This window comes from Neorhizobium huautlense (assembly GCF_030811685.1).
In the GTDB taxonomy this organism is placed as follows: Bacteria; Pseudomonadota; Alphaproteobacteria; order Rhizobiales; family Rhizobiaceae; genus Neorhizobium; species Neorhizobium huautlense_A.
Map to the genome: position 1 here is coordinate 93,555 of NZ_JAUSRF010000006.1, position 23,902 is coordinate 117,456.

24 protein-coding genes, 2 tRNA genes and 2 riboswitches are annotated in these 23,902 nt (G+C 59.8%); of the genes, 11 read left to right on the plus strand and 15 right to left on the minus strand.

Annotated features, from left to right (window positions below):
• Positions 1-142 precede the first annotated feature (142 nt).
• Positions 143-715, plus strand: coding sequence for a CarD family transcriptional regulator (locus J2T09_RS10500; RefSeq protein ID WP_306834039.1), 573 nt, complete (start codon positions 143-145; stop codon positions 713-715).
• Positions 716-1,023: 308 nt separating this feature from the next.
• A complete protein-coding gene (locus J2T09_RS10505) occupies positions 1,024-1,887 on the plus strand; it encodes an RNA polymerase factor sigma-32 (protein WP_306834041.1) in 864 nt (287 codons plus the stop codon).
• A gap of 116 nt (positions 1,888-2,003) precedes the next feature.
• Here the strand turns inward: J2T09_RS10505 and J2T09_RS10510 are convergent, their stop codons facing one another.
• The 7 genes from J2T09_RS10510 to J2T09_RS10540 all read right to left on the minus strand — a co-directional run bounded on the left by J2T09_RS10510 (position 2,004) and on the right by J2T09_RS10540 (position 10,480).
• Positions 2,004-3,527, minus strand: coding sequence for a M48 family metalloprotease (locus J2T09_RS10510; RefSeq protein WP_306834525.1), 1,524 nt, complete (start codon positions 3,525-3,527; stop codon positions 2,004-2,006).
• A gap of 259 nt (positions 3,528-3,786) precedes the next feature.
• Positions 3,787-4,506, minus strand: coding sequence for a thiamine ABC transporter ATP-binding protein (locus J2T09_RS10515; RefSeq protein WP_306834043.1), 720 nt, complete (start codon positions 4,504-4,506; stop codon positions 3,787-3,789).
• Positions 4,506-6,128 carry a thiamine/thiamine pyrophosphate ABC transporter permease ThiP gene (gene thiP, locus J2T09_RS10520; RefSeq protein ID WP_306834045.1) on the minus strand — a complete coding sequence of 541 codons (1,623 nt, stop codon included), beginning with the start codon at positions 6,126-6,128 and terminating at the stop codon, positions 4,506-4,508. Before thiP ends, J2T09_RS10515 begins: the two co-directional genes overlap by 1 nt.
• A gap of 4 nt (positions 6,129-6,132) precedes the next feature.
• Entirely contained in the window at positions 6,133-7,137 is a 1,005-nt protein-coding gene (gene thiB, locus J2T09_RS10525) for a thiamine ABC transporter substrate binding subunit (protein ID WP_373458429.1), read from the minus strand.
• Between the two features lie 50 nt (positions 7,138-7,187).
• Positions 7,188-7,292, minus strand: a riboswitch (TPP riboswitch).
• 89 nt (positions 7,293-7,381) lie between these two features.
• Entirely contained in the window at positions 7,382-7,834 is a 453-nt protein-coding gene (locus J2T09_RS10530; protein ID WP_306834050.1) for a response regulator, read from the minus strand.
• A 162-nt stretch (positions 7,835-7,996) separates the two neighbouring features.
• Positions 7,997-9,820, minus strand: a complete 1,824-nt coding sequence (locus J2T09_RS10535) for an ABC-F family ATP-binding cassette domain-containing protein (protein WP_306834052.1) — start codon at positions 9,818-9,820, stop codon at positions 7,997-7,999.
• A gap of 3 nt (positions 9,821-9,823) precedes the next feature.
• Entirely contained in the window at positions 9,824-10,480 is a 657-nt protein-coding gene (locus J2T09_RS10540) for a thiamine diphosphokinase (RefSeq protein ID WP_306834054.1), read from the minus strand.
• Between the two features lie 147 nt (positions 10,481-10,627).
• A riboswitch (SAM riboswitch) is annotated at positions 10,628-10,705 on the plus strand.
• Positions 10,706-10,764: 59 nt separating this feature from the next.
• On the opposite strand from J2T09_RS10540, the gene metA reads away from it, so the two are divergent.
• Positions 10,765-11,691: a homoserine O-acetyltransferase MetA gene (metA, locus tag J2T09_RS10545; RefSeq protein WP_306834056.1), complete on the plus strand. Its 927-nt coding sequence runs from the start codon at positions 10,765-10,767 to the stop codon at positions 11,689-11,691.
• A gap of 122 nt (positions 11,692-11,813) precedes the next feature.
• Entirely contained in the window at positions 11,814-12,833 is a 1,020-nt protein-coding gene (locus tag J2T09_RS10550) for an aldose epimerase family protein (RefSeq protein ID WP_306834057.1), read from the plus strand.
• Here the strand turns inward: J2T09_RS10550 and J2T09_RS10555 are convergent, their stop codons facing one another.
• From J2T09_RS10555 to J2T09_RS10585, 7 genes are all read right to left on the minus strand, one after another.
• A complete protein-coding gene (locus J2T09_RS10555; RefSeq protein WP_306834060.1) occupies positions 12,834-13,484 on the minus strand; it encodes an exopolysaccharide biosynthesis protein in 651 nt (216 codons plus the stop codon).
• A gap of 120 nt (positions 13,485-13,604) precedes the next feature.
• The gene (locus J2T09_RS10560; protein WP_306834062.1) at positions 13,605-14,267 is read right to left on the minus strand and encodes a DUF2076 domain-containing protein; all 663 of its coding nucleotides are present in this window, start codon (positions 14,265-14,267) and stop codon (positions 13,605-13,607) included.
• A 28-nt stretch (positions 14,268-14,295) separates the two neighbouring features.
• Entirely contained in the window at positions 14,296-15,009 is a 714-nt protein-coding gene (locus J2T09_RS10565) for a Bax inhibitor-1/YccA family protein (protein ID WP_306834064.1), read from the minus strand.
• A gap of 22 nt (positions 15,010-15,031) precedes the next feature.
• Entirely contained in the window at positions 15,032-15,805 is a 774-nt protein-coding gene (locus tag J2T09_RS10570; RefSeq protein WP_306834066.1) for an anti-sigma factor family protein, read from the minus strand.
• Positions 15,792-16,337, minus strand: a complete 546-nt coding sequence (locus tag J2T09_RS10575) for a sigma-70 family RNA polymerase sigma factor (protein WP_306834068.1) — start codon at positions 16,335-16,337, stop codon at positions 15,792-15,794. The genes J2T09_RS10570 and J2T09_RS10575 overlap by 14 nt, the downstream gene beginning before the upstream one ends.
• Positions 16,338-16,462: 125 nt before the next feature.
• A tRNA-Gly gene (locus tag J2T09_RS10580) sits at positions 16,463-16,537 on the minus strand.
• A 242-nt stretch (positions 16,538-16,779) separates the two neighbouring features.
• A tRNA-Gly gene (locus J2T09_RS10585) sits at positions 16,780-16,854 on the minus strand.
• Positions 16,855-17,113: 259 nt separating this feature from the next.
• On the opposite strand from J2T09_RS10585, the gene J2T09_RS10590 reads away from it, so the two are divergent.
• From J2T09_RS10590 to J2T09_RS10605, 4 genes are all read left to right on the plus strand, one after another.
• A complete protein-coding gene (locus J2T09_RS10590; protein ID WP_306834070.1) occupies positions 17,114-17,638 on the plus strand; it encodes a prolyl-tRNA synthetase associated domain-containing protein in 525 nt (174 codons plus the stop codon).
• Between the two features lie 59 nt (positions 17,639-17,697).
• The gene (gene trxA, locus J2T09_RS10595) at positions 17,698-18,720 is read left to right on the plus strand and encodes a thioredoxin (protein WP_306834072.1); all 1,023 of its coding nucleotides are present in this window, start codon (positions 17,698-17,700) and stop codon (positions 18,718-18,720) included.
• Between the two features lie 108 nt (positions 18,721-18,828).
• Positions 18,829-19,503 (plus strand): LON peptidase substrate-binding domain-containing protein, encoded by a 675-nt coding sequence (locus tag J2T09_RS10600; protein ID WP_306834074.1) that lies wholly within the window; start codon positions 18,829-18,831, stop codon positions 19,501-19,503.
• A 24-nt stretch (positions 19,504-19,527) separates the two neighbouring features.
• A complete protein-coding gene (locus tag J2T09_RS10605; protein ID WP_306834076.1) occupies positions 19,528-19,716 on the plus strand; it encodes a Trm112 family protein in 189 nt (62 codons plus the stop codon).
• 1 nt (position 19,717) lies between these two features.
• On the opposite strand, the gene J2T09_RS10610 is transcribed toward J2T09_RS10605, so the two are convergent.
• Positions 19,718-20,932, minus strand: coding sequence for a ubiquinone biosynthesis hydroxylase (locus tag J2T09_RS10610; protein ID WP_306834077.1), 1,215 nt, complete (start codon positions 20,930-20,932; stop codon positions 19,718-19,720).
• A gap of 80 nt (positions 20,933-21,012) precedes the next feature.
• On the opposite strand from J2T09_RS10610, the gene tesB reads away from it, so the two are divergent.
• The 3 genes from tesB (at position 21,013) to J2T09_RS10625 (ending at position 23,854) form a co-directional block, all read left to right on the plus strand.
• Positions 21,013-21,900, plus strand: coding sequence for an acyl-CoA thioesterase II (gene tesB, locus J2T09_RS10615; protein ID WP_306834080.1), 888 nt, complete (start codon positions 21,013-21,015; stop codon positions 21,898-21,900).
• Between the two features lie 213 nt (positions 21,901-22,113).
• Entirely contained in the window at positions 22,114-22,464 is a 351-nt protein-coding gene (locus J2T09_RS10620; protein ID WP_165932080.1) for a P-II family nitrogen regulator, read from the plus strand.
• 28 nt (positions 22,465-22,492) lie between these two features.
• On the plus strand, positions 22,493-23,854 hold the full coding sequence (locus J2T09_RS10625) for an ammonium transporter (RefSeq protein WP_306834082.1): 1,362 nt from the start codon (positions 22,493-22,495) through the stop codon (positions 23,852-23,854).
• Positions 23,855-23,902: the final 48 nt, after the last annotated feature.

Genomic DNA, 23,902 nt, shown 5'->3' on the forward strand with positions numbered 1-23,902 from the left:
AATCGTGATCCTGTTGTTTTTTTCGTACGCGCTTGCGCGGCACAGTAATGGAGTCACCCGACGGTTTCCCCCGTCTCATCCGGGCCTGACTGACCCGGCCTCGGCATAATGCCGGGAGCGTAACAGGGAGTGTGTTATTAGAATGACGACCCAGCAGAAAAAACCTTCAGCGCGCCATGGCTTCAAGACTGGTGAATCCATCGTTTATCCTGCGCATGGAGTGGGCACGATATCCGCAATCGAAGAACAGGAAGTTGCGGGCATGACGCTCGAACTTTTCGTCATCGATTTCGAAAAGGACAAGATGCGTCTCAAGGTGCCGGTCGCTAAGGCTGTCAGCATCGGTATGCGCAAGCTGGCCGAGACGGATTTCGTCGAGCGCGCATTGAAGGTCGTACAGGGCAAGGCTCGCGTCAAGCGCACCATGTGGTCGCGTCGCGCCCAGGAATATGATGCCAAGATCAATTCTGGTGATCTGATCTCGATCGCCGAGGTTGTTCGCGATCTCTATCGCGCCGAAAACCAGCCGGAACAGTCTTATTCCGAGCGTCAGCTTTATGAAGCTGCCCTTGATCGCATGGCCCGCGAAATTGGCGCGGTCAACAAGATGTCGGACACCGAAGCCGTTCGCCTGATCGAGACCAATCTCGCCAAGGGCCCGAAGCGCGGCAAGGCTGTCGAGGATGATGACGCTCAAGAGGAAGAGGCAGCCTGATCAAGGCTGCATTGACCTGAATTAAAAAACCCGGCTCAGCCGGGTTTTTTATTGGAACCATTTCTGGTTCCAAACGTTACCCCGCCGGAACGGCGCTTTGATGTCTGATGGGACCGGCGTCGTTTTAAAACCGCGGGGGACATGGCGCAAGCTGCGTATCCCTTACGACGAGCGACAAAACGAGGGGCGCAACGACACCACAATTTCACGACAAAAATGCCGTATTTCAATGGTTTAACCGTCGTTTACGTCTTGGTCTGTGGAATTGCGATGTCTTTGCCGGATCAACTTGTTTCAAGGAGACCGTGATGAATGCCATGTCCGCAGACCGTAATATGATCAAGATCGCCATGTCGGCACCTTATCTGGCCCGCGAAGAGGAAAGAGACCTCGCCGTGCGCTGGAAGGACGATCAGGACCAGGACGCCCGCAATCAGATTGCGCTTGCCCACATGCGTCTCGTGATCGCGATGGCATCGAAGTTTCGCGGCTTCGGACTTCCCATGAGCGACCTCGTACAAGAAGGTTATGTAGGGCTGCTTGAAGCGGCGGCAAGGTTCGAGCCGGCACGCGATGTTCGTTTCTCCACCTATGCCAGTTGGTGGATCCGCGCTTCCATGCAGGATTACATCCTGCGCAACTGGTCGATCGTGCGCGGCGGAACCAGTTCCGCCCAGAAGGCGCTGTTCTTCAATCTGCGTCGCCTGCGCGCAAAGCTCGCCCGTGGCGACAGCAATCTCACCGCCCAGGCCATTCACGAGGAAATCGCCGTGGCGCTCGGCGTCAGCGTTGCGGACGTGCAGACCATGGATGCACGCCTTTCCGGCAACGATGCTTCGCTGCAGGCGCCCTCGATCGCTGGCGATTCCGACAGTGGCGAGCGTCTCGACATGCTGGAAAGCGCAGAGCCGCTGCCGGATGAGCAGGTTTCGGGCATGATCGATGGCGAACGCCGCCTGAAATGGTTGCAGGGCGCGCTGACCAAGCTCAACGACCGCGAAAAGAAGATTATTCGCGCCCGCCGTCTGACCGATGAAGGTGCGACGCTCGAGGCCCTCGGCGCCGAGCTCGGCATTTCCAAGGAGCGTGTGCGCCAGATCGAAAGCCGTGCCATCGAGAAGCTGAAATCGGCTCTGGTGACCATGAACCCGCAGATGGCGGCCGCTTCCTAAGCGGACATAAATCTGGAAATTAAGCCGGCACGGTTCGTGTCGGCCATGCCAATTGAAAAAGCCTCCGAACCATTTTTGCTCGGAGGCTTTTTCGTATCTGCGATCTGGAAGACCGATTATTCGGAAATGATTTTTACCTTCTGCCCCGGCGATACGGTCGCGCTGGCGGGCATGGCGTTGATCAGCTTGAACAGGTCGAGCTTGCGATCCGTGCCCATCATGCGGGCGGCAAGGCTGGTGATCGTATCATTGGCACCCACCGTCACCACACGCACGCGCAACGGCTTCAGGCTGGCGATTTCCTGCGGTGTCATGCGGCGAAAACTTTGGCGTAGAATGTCCGCCGTCGGCTGCAGAATGGCGCTGCCCTTCGGCACGGCCGTCAGGAAACGAAAGATCTGCTTGTCGATGCGGATGACGGTGACGTCGAAATCCCAGCGTTCGGCACTCGCGCGGGCGGTTGCCGCCGGCAGGCCGTTGACGGTGATTTCTCGCACGGTATCAGGCAGCAGTCCTGCCACCCAGCCGCTGGTCATGTAATTGGTCAGGCTGCCGGTATCACCGGCGGCTACGCCATCGAAACGGATCGCGGTTTCGTTCGGGCCGGTTGCCAGCACCGCCTCGACCTTGTTGTCGATGCGAAAGCCTTCCGGCACGTCGAAACGAATGCCAAGGCCACCATGCAGGAAGGTTTCGTTGCGGACATAGCCTTCTTCGGGGCTGTCGCCATACAGAAGGCCATCGATGCCGGCGAGATAATAGTCGCGGCCGCGATCGCCGACCGTGCCTTCCTGCCCGAAGGCGCGCGCATGCTGGCGCGCCAGTTCGACGCGCTGCGGCGCATTCGGGTGGCTGGAGAGGAAGTCGAGGCTCTGGTCGTTGTCCGGATCGACTGCCGAGTAACGGGCATAGGCCGCCATGGAGTCGAGGAAACGCGGCGAGGCATAAGGATCGTAACCGGCTTCGCCCAGCATGCGCACGCCGATCACGTCGGCCTGCAGTTCCTGCTGGCGCGAGAAGGCGGCGAGCCGCAGTTTGCCGCGGGCCAGTGCCGCCTTGCCGGCGAGATCGCTGGAGAGCACTTCGGCCACCACACGGCTGGCGATGACTTCCGCCTCTTCACGCTTCTGCCGTTCGATGCCGTGGTTTGCGGTGACGTGGCCCATTTCGTGGGACAGCACGGCTGCCACTTCCGAGGCGTCGTTGGCGAGCGCCAGAAGGCCGCGGGTCACGTAAAGATAACCGCCGGGCAGGGCGAAGGCGTTGATCGCCGGGGAATTGAGGATGGTGATGCGGAAAGACTGGTTGGGGTTTTCCGAAACCGCCGTCAGTGCGCCGGCAATGCGGGCGACCAGACGTTCCGTCTTGGCATCGTGATATTCGCCGCCATAACTCGCGACGATGCGCGGATGTTCGCGGGCTCCCATCTGGGCACGCGGATCGTTCTTCTGCACCTCATCGACAATCTGCGGATTGGACGAGGGCGAGACATTGGCCTGATAGGTCTGGTCGAGGATCGACTGGCAGCTGGAAAGGGCGGTGGCGCCGGCAAGCAGCAGGCAAAGTGCTGCGGACCGCAGGCGACGTGGTGTCGTCGCAGGCGCGTCACTGAATGCCTTTCTGGTCCAGCCTTCCGTCATCTCTCTCGCCGCGTTGCCAACCGTCATTTGCTCAAGCCTGTTGTGGCAAGCGTCTCTGCCGGGTCTTTATAATGACCCAACATACGAAACCTGCCAAACGTCATATTCCACTTAGCTGATTTTGGATGCCGCATGCACCGATATCCAAGGAAATAGAAAGAAACCCAGCTTTTGCAAGTAATTATCAATCCGTTATCGTTCGGATAGCGGACTTTGCATCAGCCCACGTCCAAATTGTGGCACGGCCGTTGACGCTTTTTCACAGTTTAAGGAATTCCGTGAGTCCGGGCACGTCGCGACGCATCAGAAACACCTCGATTTCGGCCTGCAGCGTAATCTCGCCGTGGTCAATGAAGAGTGCGTGATCCGCCAATTGCCGCACCTCGTTTGCATCATGTGTAACGATTGCCACTGTGTTGCCCGTCTCCCGGTGAAGCTCCAGCAACAGGCCCGCCATCGATTGCCGCAGGCCGGGGTCCAGTGCGGCAAAAGGCTCGTCCAAAAGCAGGACGGGGCGTTCGCGCACCAGCGCACGGGCAAAGGCGGCGCGTTGGCGTTCGCCGCCGGACAAGGTGCCGGGTTTGCGCTTTTCGTATCCTCCTAAGCCCACCCGCTCCAGAGCGCCGCTGATGCGTTTCCCATCCTCTGCGGACAGTTTTAGCGATGGATGGATGCCAAGCCCGATATTGGTGGCAAGGTCGAGATGGGCAAACAGATTATTGTCCTGAAACACCAGCGAGACAGGTCGCTGCGAAGGATGCAGCGCCGTGACATTGGCGCTGCCGATCGTCACCTTGCCGCTCTCGGGCGTCTCGAAACCGGCAATCAGGTTGAGAAGCGTCGATTTGCCCGATCCGGACGGACCGGTAATGGCGGTGATCGCACCGGCCGGCAGTTCGCAATCGAAACGAAACTGTTTTGTCCCCAGCATCAGGCTGACGTTCTGCAATCGAATGCCGGAAGGTTGGTTCGATGTCATTATCCGTCGTCTTTCCTGCCGCGTTGGCCCGCTGTGCCGGCAATCGTCAAGCCCAGGCACAGAAGGGCCAGAATCAACGCAAAACCATCCGCGTCGGCGGTACGGTAACTGCCCAGCCGGCTATAGACCAGCCAGGGCAGGGTTACGAGTTCCTCCGATCCGAACAGAGTGACCGCGCCGAGATCACCCAGCGAAAGTGCCATGGCGAAGGAAAAGGCAGTCGCGAGAGGCGCTGCCAGAACCGGCAGGTCGATCAGCCGCAGCCGGGCAAAACCAAAAATGCCGAGATTGGCGGCCTGCCGCGCGGTGCGCTGCCGGTGTGTCGCAAAGGCCGGTGACAGGACACGCATCACGAAGGGGAGGGCCGTCATGGCGTTGATCATAACAACCAGAAGCGGCGCAAAACTCGCCACATCTCCATAAGGCCGAAGCAGAAGGAACCAGCCGGTGCCGATCACGACCGGCGGCACCAGAAGCACGAGAGATGACAGGCTGGCGAGAAGGGCGGAAAAGCCGCGCGGCGCGAGACCGGGTTTGCGGGCATCGGCAATGGCAGCGCGTGCATTGATAATGGCGATGGATGCCGTCAGCGATATCAGGCCGGCGAGAAATGCGATCCAGAAACTCGTCCATGCCGCTTTCCAGAAGGCAGGCGTGGTCAAAAGCCGTGCGAAATCCGCCTTCAACCCGGCAAAAAGGATGGAGGCGAGGGGGAGGCAGAGAAAAATAACGGCGAGAACCACGATGATCCCGTCCCAGGCGCGCGCGCCAAAACCTGTGCCATCAAAACGCCGTGCTGCACGGCCGGTTACGGCGCTGTCATCCTTCGGTGTGGGCAATAGCGCCATCAGCGCCAGGATCGATGCGGTCACCGCAATCTGCAGCAATGCCAACGAGATCGCCCGCTGAGGATCGAAATCGAAACGCAGCGACTGGTAGATCGCCACTTCCAGTGTCGTTGCCGCCGGCCCGCCACCCAGCACCAGAACCAGCGTGAAACTGGTGGCGCAGAGCATGAAGACTAGCCCGGCGATGCCGGCAAGCAGCGGCTTTATCGCCGGCCATTCGACAAAACGGAAAATTGAAAGCGCGGGCAGGCCAAGGCTCGCCGACAGCCGCCAATAATCCGGCGGCAGCCTTTCCAGTCCGGCGAGCAGAAGCCGGCAGGCCAGCGGTAGGTTGAAGAAGACATGCGCGATCAGAATGCCGCTCAGGCCATAGATGCTGACTGGTTCGCTCAGCCCGATTGCGGCAAGCGCCGAGTTCAGAATACCGGTACGGCCCCATATGCCGATCAGGCCAAGCGCACCGATCAGCACCGGCAGGCCCATCGGCACCGCCATCAGCCGGATGATCCAGATCCGGCCGGGAAAATGCGGTTGCCTTGCAAGCGCCAAAGCCACTGGCAGGGCCAGTGCCACCGACAGAAGGGTGGAAAGGCCCGCCTGCCAAAGCGTGAAGCGCAGGATGCGCCAGACATAGGCGTCGAACAGCGGCCGGTCGGTCTCGCCACTATCGAAGGAGAGAAGCGCAAACACGGCGAGAGCGATGAACAGGGCGATAGCGGCAAAGACCACTGCGCCGCCAGCATAACCCTGATATCGCTCTGTCCGTGTTAGCATCCGATCAATTCAGGCTCATGGCAGCCAGCCATTCATCGATCCAGGCGCGGCGGTTTTTCGCCACCTGTGCCGGGTCCATCAGAAATGTCTTCGCCGGTTTCACCAGTTTGTCGAATGCTTCCGGCAACGGCTTTTCGGTCGGCGCGGCCGGCATCATCCAGTTGGTGGTGGCGATTTCATCCTGAAAGGCCGGTGTCACCATGAAGCTCAGGAATTGCTGGGCCAGTTCCTTGTTCGGCGCGTTTTTCAAAAGACCGGCCACTTCGATCTGGATGTAATGGCCTTCCTCGAAGGCGGCTGCCTGATAACGGTCGCTCTTCTCCTCCACCATGTGATAGGCGGGCGAGGTCGTGTAGGACAAGACCATCGGCACTTCGCCCTTGGTGAACATGCCATAAGCTTCCGACCAGCCGGGCGTCACCGTCAGAACGCGCTTCTTCAACTGCGCCCATGCTTCCGGCGCCTTGTCGCCGTAAACCGATTTCACCCAGAGCAGCAGGCCAAGGCCCGGGGTGGATGTGCGCGGATCCTCGATGACGATTTTCTGGGAAGGATCGCCCTCGACGAGCTCTTTCAGGCTCTTGGGCGGGGTCTTGATGGTTTCGGTGTCGTAGACGACAGCGAAATGGCCGTAGTCATAGGGGACAAAAATATCGTCGTGATAACCGCCCGGTACCGTCAGCTTGCTCATGTCGACACCACTCTTGTCGAACAGTCCGGTATCGATGGCTTCCTTGACGAGATTGGTATCGAGACCGAGCGCGATATCGGCCTTGGTGCCTGCCCCCTCCAGCTTCAGACGGGTCAGAAGCGCCACACCATCGGCGACGGCGACAAAATTCACCGTGCAGTCGCAAGTCGCCTCGAACGCGGCTTTCACCTTGGGGCCAGGCCCCCATTCAGCGACAAAACTTTCATAGGTGTAGACAGTGAGCGTCTTCTTTTCCTGCGCTGCGGCGGGCAGGGTGAAGGACAGGGCGGCGGTCAAAGCCGCGACAACGGAAATCATGCATCTGCGCATCGGCGCCTCCTCAATAAAAAAATTTGGGAATAGGCGCTGGTGATGAGCCGTCTAATCCCTCCGCCGGTGTTAGCCGGATCAGGTTCCGCGGGTTGGCAAAAGCCTCTCAGCCGCATTTTCGTGCGGCACCCCGTTAGAGCGGTGAAAAATTTAGTCGTCGCTTGCGACGTTGGCAAGCCGTTGCAACCGCGTTGTGGTAAACGTCAGTGCCTAGTATCTAAATTCTGTGCCTTCAATGCTGCGTCTGGCGGAACACATGCAGTTCGCGCGGAACCGAGGCGATGCCGCCGATGCGGCTGGCAATCGCGTAATTGATGGACTGTTCCAGTACCTCCGGCATGGCCGGCTTCGTCAGGACACCGAGCGTGCCTTCGACGCCGTTATTCACGTCTTCCGGGTTGGCGGTCATGAAAATGACGGTAATGCCGAATTCTTCCGCCAGTTGCCGGGCAATGTCCGGTCCGGTCGGTCCGTCGGACAGATTGATGTCGACGAGGGCGATATCGGAAGAGGCGGCGAGCGCCATGGCGTGCTTGCGCCCGCTGGCGAAACCGGAGACTTCCAGACCCATGCCTTCAATGGTTTCTGCCACATCAAGCGCAATGAGGAATTCATCCTCAACGATCATAACCCGTTGAATCATTTGCTTGCTCGCCACCCGGCGAAACGCAGAACCCGCCGACATGGAACGTCCCCTCGTTGAACTCGAAACACGTCTCCGGGGGCTCGCCATGCCATAGGCCAAGCACCGGATTACATGTCGAACGTCCAGAAAACGCTAATGTTCCGCCGCGCAACAGACTTTTTTTGGTTGCAAGATATTGTTAATGCTAAATTTTTGTAACTATTAGCTTTCCAGCTCTTCGCGCAGCATTTCCAACTCCAGCCATTCCTCTTCCATCTTTGCCTGTTTTTCGCGCAAGGCGGCTGCCTGTTCCGCCAGTTTTGCAAAGGCTTTCGGGTCCTTGGAAAACAGGTTGGGGTCGGCCATGGCCTGGTCGTGCTTGGCAATTTCGGCTTCGGTCCTGGCGATTTCTTTCGGCAGGTTTTCGAGCGCGAATTTCTGCTTAAAGGAAAGCTTGCTCTTGGATTTTGCAGGCTCGGCCGCGGTGGCTGAAGCCGCAGGCGCGGTATCCGTCTTCGCCTTTTCCGCCTTGCGCTTCTCGTCGGCAGCACCCTTTCGCTGCGCCAGCATGTCGGTATATCCGCCGGCATATTCGATCCAGCGACCATCCGGCGCATCCGGGCTGGCCGGTGCGATGGTGGAGGTCACCGTGCGGTCGAGAAAGTCACGGTCGTGGCTGACGAGAATGACGGTGCCGTTATAACCCGCAACGATTTCCTGCAGCAGGTCGAGCGTTTCGATGTCGAGGTCGTTGGTCGGTTCGTCGAGAATGAGCAGGTTCGACGGCTTGGCCAGCATGCGGGCCAGCATCAGGCGGGCGCGCTCACCACCGGACAGGTTCTTGATCGGTGTGCGGATCTGTTCCGGCTGGAACAGAAAATCCTTCATGTAACCGGCGACATGGCGCTGCTCGCCATTCACCAGCAGCGTTTCGCCGCGGCCGTCGGTCAGGTAATGCGACAGCGTGTCTTCGGGGTCGAGGTCCTCGCGCTTCTGGTCCAGCGTGGCGATTTCCAGATTGGTGCCGAGCTTGATCCAGCCGCTGTCCGGCTTCAACTGGCCGGTCAGCATTTTCAGCAGCGTGGTTTTGCCCGCACCGTTGGGGCCAACCAGACCGATACGGTCGCCACGATGCACGCGGATCGAAAACGGCGCAACAATCGGCTTGTCATAGGTCTTGGTGATGTTCTCGGCTTCCACCACCAGTTTTCCGGACTCGCGGCCTTCGGCCACCGAGGCTTGCACCGAACCCTGCGGCCCCTTGTGGCCGCGATATTCGGCGCGCATGGCCTGCAACTCGCCGACACGACGCATGTTGCGCTTGCGGCGGGCGGTCACGCCGTAGCGCATCCAGTGTTCTTCGCGCTCGATCGCCTTGCCGAGCTTGTGCTGCTCGATCTCTTCCTCTTCCAGCACCTGATCGCGCCAGGCTTCGAAATGGCCAAAGCCACGCGACAGGCGTCGCGAGGTGCCACGATCCAGCCAGACGGTGGCGTTCGACACCTTTTCGAGGAAACGACGGTCGTGGCTGATGACCACAAGCGCGCTGCGGGTCTTGCGCAATTCGTCTTCCAGCCATTCGATGGTCGGCAGGTCGAGATGGTTGGTCGGCTCGTCCAGCATCAGGATGTCCGGTTCCGGCGCCATCACGCGGGCAAGTGCTGCACGGCGCGCTTCACCGCCGGAAAGGCGGGATGGCTCTTCTTCACCGGTCAGGCCCAGATGTTCCAGCAGATAGGTGACGCGATAAGGATCGTCGCCTGGTCCAAGACCTGCCTCGGCATAGGCCTGCACCGTCGTGTAAGCGCCAAAATCCGGTGCCTGCTCGAGATAACGGATGGTCGCGGACGGATGGCGAAACACTTCGCCCGACTGTGCTTCCACCAGGCCTGCGGCAATCTTCATCAGCGTCGATTTGCCCGAACCGTTGCGGCCGACAAGGCAGATACGATCGCCCGGCTCCACCTGCAGGCTGGCGCCGTTCAAAAGCGGCGCGCCGCCAAAGGTCAGCAGGATATCGTCGAGTTTCAGGATTGGGGGTGCCATGGTTCAGGCTCCGGTCAGGTCATAGGGGCGGGCGAGCACGATTGCCCGGCCAGCTTCAAGAGAAAATTCCACGGTGCCCTCCGCGACATTGGAAACGGTGCGCGAGGAGCCGAAGGGAAGCGAAAATTTTTTCAGCGGATACCGTACGTTGGCTATATCGAGCCCTTCCAGATCGGAAAAACCGAGAACCGAAAACAGCGAATTTTGCGGCAGGTCCAGAAATTTCGTGCCGGACAGAAGCGGCACGGCTTCCTCGTCACCTGAGGTCAGCAACACATCCAGTCCGCGTTCCGCAAGGCTCACAGCCGAGAGCAAATGTTGCAGGGCGTGGTCGGAGCGTTCCCCGGCAAGCGCGCCGGCAAAGATCAGCCGCGTCGCACCACGGGCAATCGCCTCGCCAGTGGCGATTTCGCCATCGGTTTCGTTCTTTGCGGGTGGGTAGGGTTGTCGTTCGACATTCGGCCATTGCTGCAGAAGGTCGTCATCGGAGGAGTCGAAATCCCCCACCCAGAGTTCCGGCTCGATGCCAAGCGCTGCTGCGTGCCGCATACCGCTATCGGCCGCAATCACACGGCTGCCGGCTAGCGCCCGCTGCAAGCGCTCGGTTACATTCAGCGGGCCGCCGAGAAGGATGGTGAAGGTCGTTGATGTCATCGGCATTGCCCATAGCGCAAACCGGCGGAAAAGGGAAAGCGGGACGCCGGCATCCTGCAAATTTCATCGCCGAGGGCGAGCACCCGTGATCCGCTCGCCCGGCGCAAAATCATGCTCCCATTGACGCCGGCTCTGGCAAGGATTATCTGATATACCGAACTTTGTGGTGATTTGGCCGGCCGGCTTGCAGCCACGTTAAAAAAGTCGCTAAAGGGCCGCGAGGAAAAGGTACTCCCCACGGACCGGTCTGCGATTTTTTGCGGCCGGTTTTTTGTTTTGTGGGTTCCGACATGCCGATCAAGATTCCCGATACCCTGCCTGCCTTCACGACCCTGGTTCAGGAAGGCGTGCGCGTGATGACCGAGACCGCCGCCGTGCGGCAGGACATCCGCCCGCTGCAGATCGGCTTGCTCAACCTCATGCCCAACAAGATCAAGACCGAGATCCAGATGGCGCGCCTTGTCGGCGCCTCGCCGCTGCAGGTGCAGTTTTCGCTCATCCGCATCGGCGGCCACAAGGCCAAGAACACCTCGGAAGAACATCTCCTGTCCTTCTACGAGACCTGGGAAGAGGTGAAGGACCGCAAGTTCGACGGTTTCATCATCACCGGCGCCCCGGTCGAGCTGCTGCCGTATGAAGACGTCACCTATTGGGACGAACTCAAGCAGATCCTCGACTGGACGCATACCAATGTGCATTCGACGCTGAATGTCTGCTGGGGTGCGATGGCGGCCATTTATCATTTCCACGGCGTGCCCAAGCACCAGCTCGACGAAAAGGCGTTTGGCGTCTATCGCCACCGCAACCTGGCGCCGGCTTCGGTCTATCTCAACGGTTTTTCCGACGACTTTCAGGTGCCGGTGTCACGCTGGACGGAAGTGCGCCGCGAGGACATCGCAAAAATCCCGGATCTGGAAATCCTGATGGAATCCGACGAGATGGGCGTCTGCCTCGTGCATGAAAAGAAGGGCAACCGCCTCTTCATGTTCAACCATGTCGAATACGATTCCACTTCGCTTGCCGATGAATATTTCCGCGATGTCGATGCCGGTATCCCGATCAAGATGCCGCATGACTATTTTCCGCACAACGATGCCGAACTGACGCCGCAGAACCGCTGGCGCAGCCATGCGCATCTGTTCTTCGGCAACTGGATCAACGAGATCTACCAGACCACGACCTATGATCTGGAAGAGATCGGCGCGGATCGCGCCTGATGGAAGTCACTTGCGTCAGCACCACTCTGTCGCAAGATTTTCATAACCCCGAATATGCGTAAGCCATTGCGAAGCCATCCGAAATAAGACAGGTTGCGGTCTCAGGTTGAGGGAGCCGCATCATGGTTGCAGGGGAACGCGAGGTTTTCGGCCATACGCCGAAGGGAGAAACCGTCCATCGGGTCACGATATCCGGTGGCGGATTGACCGCAAAGGTTCTGACCTGGGGCTCCGTCATCCAGGACCTTCGGCTTGAAGGCCATGGGGCGCCTCTCGTGCTCGGCCTCAACACGCTGGAAGACTATCTGCGTTATTCGCCCTATTTCGGCGCGACGCCCGGTCGTGTTGCCAATCGTATCAGTGCCGGCAGTTTCGAACTTGATGGCGTCGAATACCAGCTGGAACTCAATGAAAACGGCCTCGGCCATTTGCATGGCGGCAGCGATGGCATCGCCAAGCGCAACTGGACGATCGTCGATCTTTCCGCCGACCGCGTCGTGCTGTCGATCATCGATGCCGACGGCCGCGGTGGTTACCCCGGCAATTGCACGATCACGGCCACCTATCATCTGAAGGGTGATGGTGTTCTGTCCGTCGTCTATGAGGCGAGCACCGACAAACCGACCGTCTGCAATGTCTGCCAGCATTCCTATTTCAATCTGGATGGCAGCGATACGATCCTCGACCACCAGATCATGCTGGCCGCCGATCATTACCTGCAGGTCGACGACATGCTGATGCCGACCGGTTCGCTGATCCCGGTTGCCGAGACTGATTTCGATTTTCGCGAAATGCGACCGATCCGCCGTGAGGTCGAAGGTCAGCAGGTACCTTACGACCACAATTTCTGCCTTTCGACCGAGCGGGTCGAAAAGCGCAGCGTGGCGCTGGTGCGCAGCCTCAATTCCGGCGTGGCCATGGAAGTGCGCACGACGGAACCCGGCGTGCAGTTTTATGCCGGCGTGAAACTGCATGTGCCGGTCTCCGGCATTGGCGGCCGTCCTTATGATAATTACGGCGGCTTCTGCCTGGAAACCCAGGTTTGGCCGGATGCCGCCAATCATCCACGCTTCCCAACCGCGGTCTTGCGTCCGGGCGAAACCTTGCGGCAGGAAACGGATTACGTGTTCTCGCGCAGCTGACTACTGGAAGAAGGTCAGGAGCAGGTAGATGGCGCTCTTGACCATGGCGTAAACGACGCCGGCCACAACACCGAGTGAAACCACACCGGTCGCAGTTCCTGCGATCGTCCAGACACCATCCTTTTCCAGAATGCCGAAAGCGATGATGCAGAGCGCCAGGGCGGGCAGCATGTTGCCGAGCGGGATCGGCAGTGCCAGCACGATCGCGAGGATCAGGCAGAGGCAACCTAAAAGCCGTTCGGCCAGCGGTGTCGCAAAAATCCGAAGCCGCGGTTTCAGCATCCGCTCCGCCTTGATGATCCAGGGCTGTGTTCTCGCCATCATCGCTGCAAAATCGGTTCTGGTCATGGAGCGGTCGGCGATCAGCCGTGGCAGCCAAGGTTTCATGCCCAGCATCAGTTGCGCGGTCAGAAAGATCAGCGGAACACCGAGAACAGAGGATGTGCCGGGCGGGGTGGGAAAACAGTTCGGCACCGCAAACACAAAGATCAGCGCGGCGATGGCGCGGTCATCCATGCTGGCCAGAATGTCACCGACAGAGATGCGTTCGCGGCTTTCGTCGCCGGCGAGGTTCGCAAGAATTTCGGAAAAGCGCAGTGCCTGCTCGGGCTTGTGGGGATCGGCGTCTTGTATTCTGTCGTCTGAGGCCATCGGGTCCAGAGGTGATGCGAGATTTTGCCGATGTGAGCCTTGTAGGCAAAAGAGATGACAGAAAAAAGAAATGGCCGCGGGCAGGCGCGGCCATTTCGGATGGTGAAGGCGATGCGTGGATCAGAAATCCATGTCGTCGCCGCCGTCATCCATTCCAGTATCGGCATCTTCGACCGGCTGCGCCGGTTCAGGTGCCGGGGTTTCTGCCGCCTGTGCCTCGTTGCCGCCCATCATGCCCATGATGGCATTGCCGAGCAGCACACCGCCGGCAACACCCATGGCCGTCTGGGCCGCACCGGCGAGAAAACCGCCGCCGCCTGCGCCACCGAAGCCAGGGCGCTGTGCGGCACCCGAACGACCCCATGGGCCGCTCGGCTGTCCACCCTGTTGGCCGCCTTGCTGACCATTCGGGTCGGCATAGGCATTCTGGGCATAACCCTGATTACCGTAGGCTGCCGAAGCCGCAGGGGCTGCGCCGCGATAAGGGGCGGGCTGCTGGCGCGGCTGGCTGTTGCTGCCGAACATGCTGGAGAAGAAACCTCCGCCGCCGGCCGGACGGGCCGAGGCCTGGTATTCCAGTTCCTCGATCCGGCGCTGGGCAGCTTCGAGTGCCTGTTCCTGCACGACGATCGTCTGTGCCATGAAATAGGGCGCTGCCGGCTGCGAGGCGACACGCTGGTTGATGAAGGCTTCGGCCTCGCCGTCGCGCGGTCCGGTCTGGCCTTCAACCTGCTTCAGTTTACCGAACAGGCCGTCGATTGCATGGCGGTCGTTCTGGTCCATGAAGAATGCTCCTTGTGGTCAGTCTGTCTTATTCTTCGCGCTGGCCGGTGAAGTTCAGCAGCAGTTGGAAGATGTTGACGAAGTTCAGGTAGAGCGAAAGCGCGCCCATGACGGCCATCTTCTGCTGGCTCTCCTGGTCGAAGTTTTCGGCATACTGTTCCTTGATGTTCTGCGTGTCCCACATGGTCAGGCCGAGGAAGACGACGATACCGATAACCGAGACGGCGAACTGCAGGGCGCTGGAGCCGAGGAAGATGTTGACGATCGAAGCGATCATCACACCGATCAGGCCCATGATCATGAACGAGCCGAGCTTGGTCAGGTCACGCTTGGTGACGTAACCGTAAAGGCTGGTGGCGCCGAACATGGTGGCGGCGATGAAGAAGGTGCGGGCGATGCTTGCGCCGGTGAACACGAGGAACACGGAAGCGAGCGAAAGACCCATCACGGCGCAGAAGATCCAGAAAGTCATCTGTGCGGAGGCCGCCGACATGGACTGGATCTTGAACGAGAAGAAGAACACGAAGGCGAGCGGGGCCAGCATCACCACCCATTTCAGCGGGGTGGAGAAGATCGGCACGTAAAGCGCCGGCGTGGAGCCGACAACGAAGGCGACGAGGCCGGTAATGATCAGGCCAAGGCCCATGTAGTTATAGATGCGCAGCATATGCTGGCGCAGGCCCTCGTCGAAATCCGCGCGGGACTGGACGGAAGAATTGTAGCCGAAGCGGGGCGTATTCATCAAATTGCTCCTCTTGAGATTTTTAATAAAGCGTGTCGGCGAGGCTTTGGGCCTCGTCCTTCAACTGGTTGGCATTCTGGGTTTCGGACACGAGCGCATAAGCGACCTCGCCGATCTGCCAGTAGGAAGCCTGCACACCGTCCGATTTGGTCAGTGTCGCCTGCTGCACGGCAAAACTGCCGGGACGCACGGCAAACAGCGAAAGCCGTTCCGCACCGTCGCGCAGGATGGTCACCTCGACACTCGGGCCGAAGGCGGATGGAAAGATCTGCACGTCCTTCACCTGCCAGCCTTCCGGAATGTCCGGCATGACAATGGCGGTGGCGGAACGGATGCCGGCGGCATCGTAATTGGCCGCCTCCATTTGCGAAGGCATGGTTTCGCGCAGTTTGGACGTCGTATGGGCGCTGATTGCCGCATCGACAAAGCTCGGAACAGGCGTCGAGGCTTCCACCGTGCTTGGCGTGAAAGGACCGATCGTGCTGTTGGCAAACCAGCCGGCGCACAAAAGCAGGCCGACGGCCGCTATGCGCTGCAGCGGATAGAGCATGCGGTGACGCGACAGAGCGCCCTGCAGGCGGCGGGCGGCCTCCCGAGTTTCCGGCCTTCCATGCGTCGGCGCGGTCGCCAATGCCAGGCGCAGCTCGCCGCGAATGGAAAGGTCGGCCATCACCTTGGCGGCGATTTCCGGATGTTCGGAAAGATGGGCCTCCACCTCGATCCGGCGCGCGGTGTCGAGCTGGTCGTCCACATAGGCGTCGATATCGGTGGGCAGGATCGGGTCAACGGGTTTCATCGCGTCCGCCTCCAATGATCTTCAGGTGGGTGGGGTTGGCACTGCGCCGGCCTTCCTCGAAATCGCGCAGTTTTTCGCGCGCGCGGGAAATGCGCGACATCAGCGTGCCGACGGGAATGGAAAGCGCGTTTGCGGCTTCCTGATAGGAAAGACCTTCGATCGCCACCAGATGCAGGGCATCGCGCTGTTCGTCGGGCAGGCCGTGAAAGGCATCGCGCAACTGTTTCAGGCGGATGGAATGGTTGGGGTCCGCCTGCTCGACTGTGTCGATCAGATAGGCGGCATCGTCATGACGGCGGTCGAGCGATTTTGCTCGGCGCAGGCGGTCGATATGGGTATTGTGCACGATCGACAGCAGCCAGTTGCGCAGGTTGCCACCGGTGCGGAAGGTTGCCTTGCGTTCAAAGGCGCGCACCAGCGCGTCATGCACCAGGTCCTCGGCATCGTCCGGATGGCGAACAAGCGAACGCGCGTAACGGCGCAGGCTCGAAAGCTGTGCCAGAACGTCAAAGGGCTGTCGTTTGTTGCTCATGACCGAATATACGCAGGCCGAAGGATGTTTATTCCGCCGGATGCGAAATTTTTTCGGCAGACGGCGCAAAGCCGTTTCCGGCTCGGTCATATCGTCATGTCATGGGAAATGATTTGAAGAGAGAATGGAGCGGGTGAAGCGATTCGAACGCTCGACCCTAACCTTGGCAAGGTTATGCTCTACCCCTGAGCTACACCCGCTCATAATCCACCGGTCCGGGGTAGTTATGCTGAACCGTGGGCCGCATCGCTGCGACGAGGCGGTGTATCGCTCAAACCATTTTCAAATGCAACACCTTTGTGACGAGGTGGGAGCATTTTTTCTGAGAGAGTTTGTGGAAAAGGCGAGAGTGTCCGCTGTGACTGCAGCAGCAAGCGCAAAGCGGCTGTGACGCAATGAGTTGCGTCTTCCGGCATGCTTTTAATGTCATGTGAAGAGAAAATGGAGCGGGTGAAGCGATTCGAACGCTCGACCCTAACCTTGGCAAGGTTATGCTCTACCCCTGAGCTACACCCGCTCATAATCCACCGGTCCGGGGTAGTTATGCTGAACCGTGGGCCGCATCGCTGCGACGAGGCGGTGTATCGCTCAAACCATTTTCAAATGCAACAGGGAAATTGCACCGACGCGAAGAAAATGTTGGCGCGAAGAAAATGTTGGGCCGCTGGAAAAACGGATCTGCGGGTGGGCAGGGGGCGAACATGTCGCTTGCGGACCTTGTTGCGTTTGGGCGCGCTGTCTAATGTCGCGCAAACACCATAATGGAACCACGCGACATGACCGAGACTGCTGAGACCGTAACGTTGCCCGCCACTGCCGACGATCTTTTCGAATATCTGGACAGCCTCGGCATTCCGCATACGACGAAAACCCATGCGCCGGTCTTCACCGTGGCGGAATCGGAAAGCCTGCGCGACGAAATCCCCGGTGCGCATACGAAAAACCTGTTCGTGAAGGACAAGAAGGACCAGTATTTCGTCGTCACCGTCGAGGAGCGCGCCGAGGTGGACCTGAAAACCATTCACAAGGTCATCGGCGCTTCCAGCCGTGTCTCGTTCGGCAGGCCGGAAAAGATGATCGAGTTTCTGGGTGTCATCCCCGGTTCGGTCACGGTGTTTGCTGCCTTCAACGACAAGCAGAAGAATGTCACCTTCGTGCTCGACGAGGCACTGATGGAGCACGAGATCATCAACGGCCATCCGCTGTCCAATGATGCGACGACCTCGGTTTCGACCGCTGACCTGATCCGGTTCTTCAAGGCGACGGGCCATGAGCCGCTTGTCTTGAAAGTAACGGGCTGACATACGATCTTTTCGGCCTACATATACAAAGACAAACAGACACTCGCGGGGAGACCATCATGAGCGACACGAACAATCCTTATGGCGGCAGCCAGTACGGCGGCTCCTATGGCCAGTCTTATGGTGGTCAGGGCGGTGCCTCGGTTTCTTACGGCGGTGCATCCGCCGCTTCCGCACCTGCTGCCGCAGACCCAGTGCCATCAGGCGATGTCATCGTTGATACGACGACAGCCGGGTTCACCAAGGATGTTCTCGAAGAGTCCCGCATCCGTCCGGTTCTCGTCGATTTCTGGGCGCCGTGGTGCGGTCCCTGCAAACAGCTGACCCCCGTCATCGAAAAGGTCGTCAACGAGGCCGGCGGCGCCGTTCGTCTGGCCAAGATGAACATCGATGATCATCCGTCCATTCCGGGCCAGCTCGGCATCCAGTCCATCCCGGCTGTGATCGCATTCGTCGATGGCCGCCCGGTCGATGGTTTCATGGGTGCTGTGCCTGAAAGCCAGGTGCGCCAGTTCATCGAAAAGCTTGCCGGCCCTCCCGGTGCCGATCAGGCGGCCGAAATCGAGGCGGCGCTGACGGAGGCCGAAGGCCTGCTGGCCGCCGGTCAGGTACAAGAGGCGGCACAGCTTTACGGCGCGGTGCTGCAGGCAGATCAGGAAAACGCCAAGGCCGCCGCCGGCATGATGCAGTGCCTCATCGCGCTCGGTGAAACCGCGCGTGCGTCGCAGATGCTGGCTTCGCTGCCGGAAGAGATGACGTCTGATCCCGCCATTCAGGCGGTGAAGACAAAACTCGAGCAGATCGAGGAAGCCCGCAAACTGGGTGATCCCGTGGCGCTGGAACAGGCGCTTGCCGCCAACCCGGACGATCACGAAGCCCGCATGAACCTTGCCAAGATCCTCAATGTGCAGGGCGATCGCGAGGCTGCGGCCGAACATCTGCTCACCATCATGCGCAAGGATCGCGCATTTGACGAGGATGGTGCCCGCCGCCAGCTGCTGCAGTTTTTCGAAGTCTGGGGGCCCAAAGACCCTGCAACGATCTCGGCGCGCCGCCGGCTGTCGTCCATTCTGTTTTCCTAAACGGATAGGCTTGCGTTTCGGCATGACCGCCCCACATTAACCGTGAGGCGGTCAGCCGGCATGAAACACGGCCGCGGGAGGGACCGCCGGAACTTCCGGAGGTTAGGCATGCATGTTGGCAACGCGCGATATCTGAAACTCGAGGATATTCCCGAAAAGATCCCGGTTTTTCCCCTGACGGGCGCGCTTCTCCTGCCCGGTGGGCAGCTCCCGCTCAATATTTTCGAACCACGTTATCTTGCCATGTTCGATGCTGCCATTTCCGGCAACCGCCTGATCGGCATCGTGCAGCCTGCCATGGGCGAGCATGAGGGCGAGGAGAGTACGCGACCGGCGCTCAGCCATATCGGCTGTGTCGGGCGCATCACCTCTTTCGGTGAGACAGGCGATGGTCGTTACATCACCTCGCTCAGCGGCATCTGCCGTTTTCGACTTCTTGACGAGATCGGCGACGGCCACCCCTTCCGCACATTCAGGATTTCGCCGTTTCTCTCGGACCTGACGGATGATGACGAGGCGTCGGTCGATCGCGAGGCGCTGCTGCGCGTCTTTCGCGATTATCTCGATGCCAACAAGCTGGAAGCCGACTGGGAAAGTGTGGAGCGCGCCGGAAATCGCACGCTGGTCAATTCCCTGTCGATGATGTCCCCTTTCGGTCCGGCCGAAAAACAGGCATTGCTGGAAGCCCCGGACCTCAAATCCCGCGCCGATACGCTGATTGCGATCACCGAAATCCTGCTGGCGCGCGGTTTTGGCGAAGCGGAGACGACAAGGCTGCAATAGGCCAAGGCTGCAATAGGCACAGTGATGGACGAAAGACTGAGCAAGGTCGACCCGAAACTGCTGGAACTGCTGGTCTGCCCGCTTTCCAAGGGGCGGCTGGTTTTCCAGCGCGATACCAATGAGCTCGTGTCGGAAGGTGCGCGGCTCGCCTATCCGATCCGCGACGGTATCCCGATCATGCTCGTGTCAGAAGCCCGCAAGCTGGAAGACTGACTTATATCGCCTGTCCGGCCAAAAGGCGTGGGCCGCCTTTTTCAGATGTGCCGGCCGCTTCCCTGATAAAATAGGATTTAAGGCCCGGCAGACGTTCGACGATGCCGAGGCCTAGATCGCGGGCGATGCGGATCGGGCCGATATCGTTGGAAAACAGCCGGTTCAGCACATCAGTCGTCACGCCCATCCTGAACGTGTCGAAACGGCGCCAGGACTGGTAACGTTCCAGCACGTTGAGCGAGCCGATATCGAGGCCAAGCCGATCGGCTTCGACCACGGTTTCGGCAAGAGCCGCCACATCCTTGAAGCCGAGATTGAGGCCCTGGCCGGAAATCGGGTGAATGCCATGTGCGGCATCGCCCGCCAGTGCAAACCGCTGCGCCACAAAGGAACGCGACAGGGTGAGCCCGAGCGGAAAGGCCTTGCGACAGCCCAGAACACGCAATTCGCCCAGCTTGTGACCGAAGCGGCGCTGCAGTTCTTCCTCGAACACCAGATCGTCGGAGGTGACCAAGCGCTCGGCATCGGCCGTGCGTTCCGTCCAGACCAGCGACGAACGATTGCCGGTCAGCGGCAGGATGGCGAAGGGGCCGGAGGGCAAAAAGTGTTCTTCGGCAACGCCTTCATGCGGCCGTTCATGTTCCACGGTCGCGACGATGCCGGACTGGTCGTATTTCCAGCTGACCGTCTTGATGCCGGCCATGTCGCGCAGCTTTGAGCGCACGCCGTCGCAGGCGACGAGAAGGCGGGTTTCGACCGTCGAGCCATCCGAAAGCGACAGCGTCGTCGCCGTGTTGCCGGTGACAAAGCCTGTGCCGGAAACGCCGTGGCGGATGGTGATGCCGAGGCGCGCGCAGGCATTGCGCAGCGCCCGTACCATCGAAACATTGGGGATCATGTGAGCGAACGGCTTTCCGTCCTCGACGTCACCGTCAAAAGTCAGGAAAACGGGGCGGACGGGATCCGAGGTGCGCGAATCGGTGACGACCATGCGGTTGATCTGCTGCGCATCCGGCAGGATTTCCTGCCATGCGCCAAAAACATCGAGCATGCGGCTGGCGGCGGCAATCACGGCGGAAGCGCGCTCGTCCTTTTCCCACACGCCTTCGGGTGCTGCCTCGATCACCTCGACGGCGAGATGCGGCGCTGCCTGCTTGACGGCCACCGCGGCGCTGAGGCCCACATAGCCGCCTCCGACGATCAGCATGTCCAGCATTTGACGCTCCGTTCGCTATTGCATTTCATCGCCTATATAGAGCATGCCTCTTCGGCTTCCTATCACCGGGACTGATCAAAATGCCGCATAATGACGATTCCACCCGCTCCGCCATGGACGGGCTTCTCGCTACGCTCGATCTCGAAAAGCTCGAGGAAAACCTGTTTCGCGGCAAAAGCCCGAAAGCCGGCTGGCAGCGCGTGTTTGGCGGGCAGGTGATCGCACAGGCGCTGGTGGCCGCCCAGCGCACCGTCGATGCCGATCGTTTCACCCATTCGCTGCACGCCTATTTCCTGCGCCCCGGCGATCCGGCGGTGCCGATCGTCTATCAGGTGGAGCGCATGCGCGATGGCTCCAGTTTCACCACCCGCAGCGTCGTTGCCGTTCAGCATGGCCGTCCGATTTTCACGATGACCGCATCCTTCCAGGTGGATGAGCCCGGTTTCGACCACCAGATCGACATGCCAAAGGTGCCGCCGCCGGAGCAGCTTTTGGGCGAGGACGATTTCCAGAAGCAGGTGCTTTCGCATGCGCCCGAGGCGATCCGCAAATATTGGGGCCAGAAGCGTCCGGTCGAATTTCGCCCCGTCTCGCTGCGCCACTACATGACCCGCGAAAAACTCGATCCCGAACAGCAGATCTGGGTGCGCACGACGGGGCCGGTGCCGATGGATCGCGGTATCCAGGCGGCGGTGCTGGCCTATCTTTCCGACATGACCCTGCTCGACACCTCGCTTTATGCGCATGGCTCGACGATTTTCGATCCCGGCATTCAGGCGGCCAGCATCGATCACGCCATGTGGTTTCATCGTCCGGTCGAGTTCGATGACTGGCTTCTCTACACGCAGGACAGCCCCAATGCGCGAAATGCCCGCGGAATGACCCGTGGCAGCATTTTTACGCGTTCCGGCGTGCTGGTGGCGTCCGTGGCGCAGGAGGGCCTGATTCGCAAACGGGCAAATGACTAATTTGTCGTCATTTAAAAAATTACGCTAAAAAATTAGGCGATATTGAAGCCGTCAAACTCCCAGAGTTTGGCGGTTTTGTATTTTTACTATTCTTTTCAACGTCTTGATTGTCGTTTCGAATCTGGCACGGGCCTTGAATGGTACGGATCAGTCGATGTGCCTGATCAGCCGTCGATCAGGGAACATCGGCCATTGGCGCCGAGATAACGAAGGATGGGAAACCACATGAAAATCGTGATGGCCATTATCAAGCCGTTCAAGCTCGATGAAGTGCGTGAAGCGCTCACGGCTGTCGGTATCCAGGGCCTGACCGTGACCGAAGTGAAGGGTTACGGGCGCCAGAAGGGACATACCGAAATCTATCGCGGCACCGAATATGCCGTCAGCTTCCTGCCGAAGCTGAAGATCGAAATCGCCGTCGCAGCCGACGTGGTCGAAAAGGCCGTGGAAGCCATCGCGTCGTCCGCCAAGACGGGCCAGATCGGCGACGGCAAGATCTTTGTCTACTCGATCGAACAGGCCGTGCGCATCCGTACCGGCGAAACCAACACAGAAGCGCTTTAAGCGGGCCGGACAGGGGAGTTTTCCAGCTATGTCGTTTACAAAATTTTCTACCCTTGGACGCGTGGGAGCTGCCGCTTCGGCATTCCTCGCTCCGGCCGTCGCCTTTGCGCAGGAAGCAGCCGCACCCGCCGCTGAAGCCGCTGCCGCAGCACCGGTTCCGGACAAGGCCGATACCGCCTTCATGTTCATCTGCACGCTTCTCGTGTTCTTCATGATCATGCCGGGCATCGCCCTGTTCTACGGCGGCCTCGTGCGCACCAAGAACATGCTGTCCGTCCTGATGCAGTGCACGGTTGTTGCAGCCGCCGTCATGCTGATCTGGGTGACCTATGGTTATTCCTTCGCCTTCGGCGGCAGCACGTCTGCCTTCTGGGGCGGCACGGCAAAGATGTTCCTTTCGGGCGTTACGGTCGATTCGACCGCTGCTACCTTCTCTGATGGCGTCGCCATTCCGGAATTCATCTTCGTGATGTTCCAGATGACCTTTGCAGCCCTGACACCTGCCCTGATCGTCGGCGCCTTTGCCGAGCGCATCAAGTTCTCGGCAGCTGTTCTGTTCTGCATCCTGTGGGTCACCTTCGTGTATTTCCCGATCGCCCACATGGTCTGGGATGCTAACGGCCTGATCTTCGGCTGGGGCGCACTTGATTTCGCTGGCGGCACCGTCGTTCACATCAATGCGGGTCTCGCAGGTCTCATCGGCGCGATCATGGTCGGCAAGCGTACCGGCTTCGGCAAGGACATGATGGCGCCGCACTCGATGACGCTGACGCTCGTTGGCGCCGCCATGCTGTGGTTCGGCTGGTTCGGCTTCAACGCCGGCTCCAACCTCGAAGCGTCCGGCGGCGCGATGCTCGCAACCGTCAACACCTTCGTTGCCACCGCTGCCGCCATCCTGTCGTGGTGCGTCGTTGAAACCTTCACCCGCGGCAAGGCTTCGCTGCTCGGTGCCGTTTCGGGCATGATTGCCGGCCTCGTCGCCATCACGCCTGCTGCCGGCATTGCCGGTCCGATGGGCGCCATTATCATGGGCCTTCTGGTTTCGCCGCTGTGCTACTTCTTCGTCGCCGTGGTGAAGAACAAGTTCGGTTATGACGATACGGCAGACGTGTTTGGCGTCCACGGCGTTGGCGGCTTCTTCGGCGCTCTGGCCACCGGCATCTTCGCCTCCTCGTCGCTCGGCGGCATCGGTTATGCCGAAGGCGTCACCATGGGTGCGCAGTTCTGGGTCCAGCTGAAGGCTGTTCTCGTCACCATCGCATGGTGCGGTATCGGTTCCTTCGTCCTCTACAAGATCGTCGATCTGATCGTCGGTCTGCGCGTCACGGTCGAAGCCGAACGCGAAGGTCTGGACCTCGCCTCGCACGGCGAAGCCGCCTACCACGATTGATGGTTCTGAACGCGGCGGACCGCTACCGCCGTGCATCCTGAACAACAC

Excerpts from the sequence above, each read along its gene's own strand:
- J2T09_RS10500 (WP_306834039.1), top strand. The coding sequence starts at position 143 with ATGACGACCCAGCAGAAAAAACCTTCAGCGCGCCATGGCTTCAAGACT.
- J2T09_RS10505 (WP_306834041.1), top strand. The coding sequence starts at position 1,024 with ATGAATGCCATGTCCGCAGACCGTAATATGATCAAGATCGCCATGTCG.
- J2T09_RS10510 (WP_306834525.1), bottom strand. The coding sequence starts at position 3,527 with ATGACGGAAGGCTGGACCAGAAAGGCATTCAGTGACGCGCCTGCGACG.
- J2T09_RS10515 (WP_306834043.1), bottom strand. The coding sequence starts at position 4,506 with ATGACATCGAACCAACCTTCCGGCATTCGATTGCAGAACGTCAGCCTG.
- thiP (WP_306834045.1), bottom strand. The coding sequence starts at position 6,128 with ATGCTAACACGGACAGAGCGATATCAGGGTTATGCTGGCGGCGCAGTG.
- thiB (WP_373458429.1), bottom strand. The coding sequence starts at position 7,137 with ATGATTTCCGTTGTCGCGGCTTTGACCGCCGCCCTGTCCTTCACCCTG.
- J2T09_RS10530 (WP_306834050.1), bottom strand. The coding sequence starts at position 7,834 with ATGTCGGCGGGTTCTGCGTTTCGCCGGGTGGCGAGCAAGCAAATGATT.
- J2T09_RS10535 (WP_306834052.1), bottom strand. The coding sequence starts at position 9,820 with ATGGCACCCCCAATCCTGAAACTCGACGATATCCTGCTGACCTTTGGC.
- J2T09_RS10540 (WP_306834054.1), bottom strand. The coding sequence starts at position 10,480 with ATGCCGATGACATCAACGACCTTCACCATCCTTCTCGGCGGCCCGCTG.
- metA (WP_306834056.1), top strand. The coding sequence starts at position 10,765 with ATGCCGATCAAGATTCCCGATACCCTGCCTGCCTTCACGACCCTGGTT.
- J2T09_RS10550 (WP_306834057.1), top strand. The coding sequence starts at position 11,814 with ATGGTTGCAGGGGAACGCGAGGTTTTCGGCCATACGCCGAAGGGAGAA.
- J2T09_RS10555 (WP_306834060.1), bottom strand. The coding sequence starts at position 13,484 with ATGGCCTCAGACGACAGAATACAAGACGCCGATCCCCACAAGCCCGAG.
- J2T09_RS10560 (WP_306834062.1), bottom strand. The coding sequence starts at position 14,267 with ATGGACCAGAACGACCGCCATGCAATCGACGGCCTGTTCGGTAAACTG.
- J2T09_RS10565 (WP_306834064.1), bottom strand. The coding sequence starts at position 15,009 with ATGAATACGCCCCGCTTCGGCTACAATTCTTCCGTCCAGTCCCGCGCG.
- J2T09_RS10570 (WP_306834066.1), bottom strand. The coding sequence starts at position 15,805 with ATGAAACCCGTTGACCCGATCCTGCCCACCGATATCGACGCCTATGTG.
- J2T09_RS10575 (WP_306834068.1), bottom strand. The coding sequence starts at position 16,337 with ATGAGCAACAAACGACAGCCCTTTGACGTTCTGGCACAGCTTTCGAGC.
- J2T09_RS10590 (WP_306834070.1), top strand. The coding sequence starts at position 17,114 with ATGACCGAGACTGCTGAGACCGTAACGTTGCCCGCCACTGCCGACGAT.
- trxA (WP_306834072.1), top strand. The coding sequence starts at position 17,698 with ATGAGCGACACGAACAATCCTTATGGCGGCAGCCAGTACGGCGGCTCC.
- J2T09_RS10600 (WP_306834074.1), top strand. The coding sequence starts at position 18,829 with ATGCATGTTGGCAACGCGCGATATCTGAAACTCGAGGATATTCCCGAA.
- J2T09_RS10605 (WP_306834076.1), top strand. The coding sequence starts at position 19,528 with ATGGACGAAAGACTGAGCAAGGTCGACCCGAAACTGCTGGAACTGCTG.
- J2T09_RS10610 (WP_306834077.1), bottom strand. The coding sequence starts at position 20,932 with ATGCTGGACATGCTGATCGTCGGAGGCGGCTATGTGGGCCTCAGCGCC.
- tesB (WP_306834080.1), top strand. The coding sequence starts at position 21,013 with ATGCCGCATAATGACGATTCCACCCGCTCCGCCATGGACGGGCTTCTC.
- J2T09_RS10620 (WP_165932080.1), top strand. The coding sequence starts at position 22,114 with ATGGGAAACCACATGAAAATCGTGATGGCCATTATCAAGCCGTTCAAG.
- J2T09_RS10625 (WP_306834082.1), top strand. The coding sequence starts at position 22,493 with ATGTCGTTTACAAAATTTTCTACCCTTGGACGCGTGGGAGCTGCCGCT.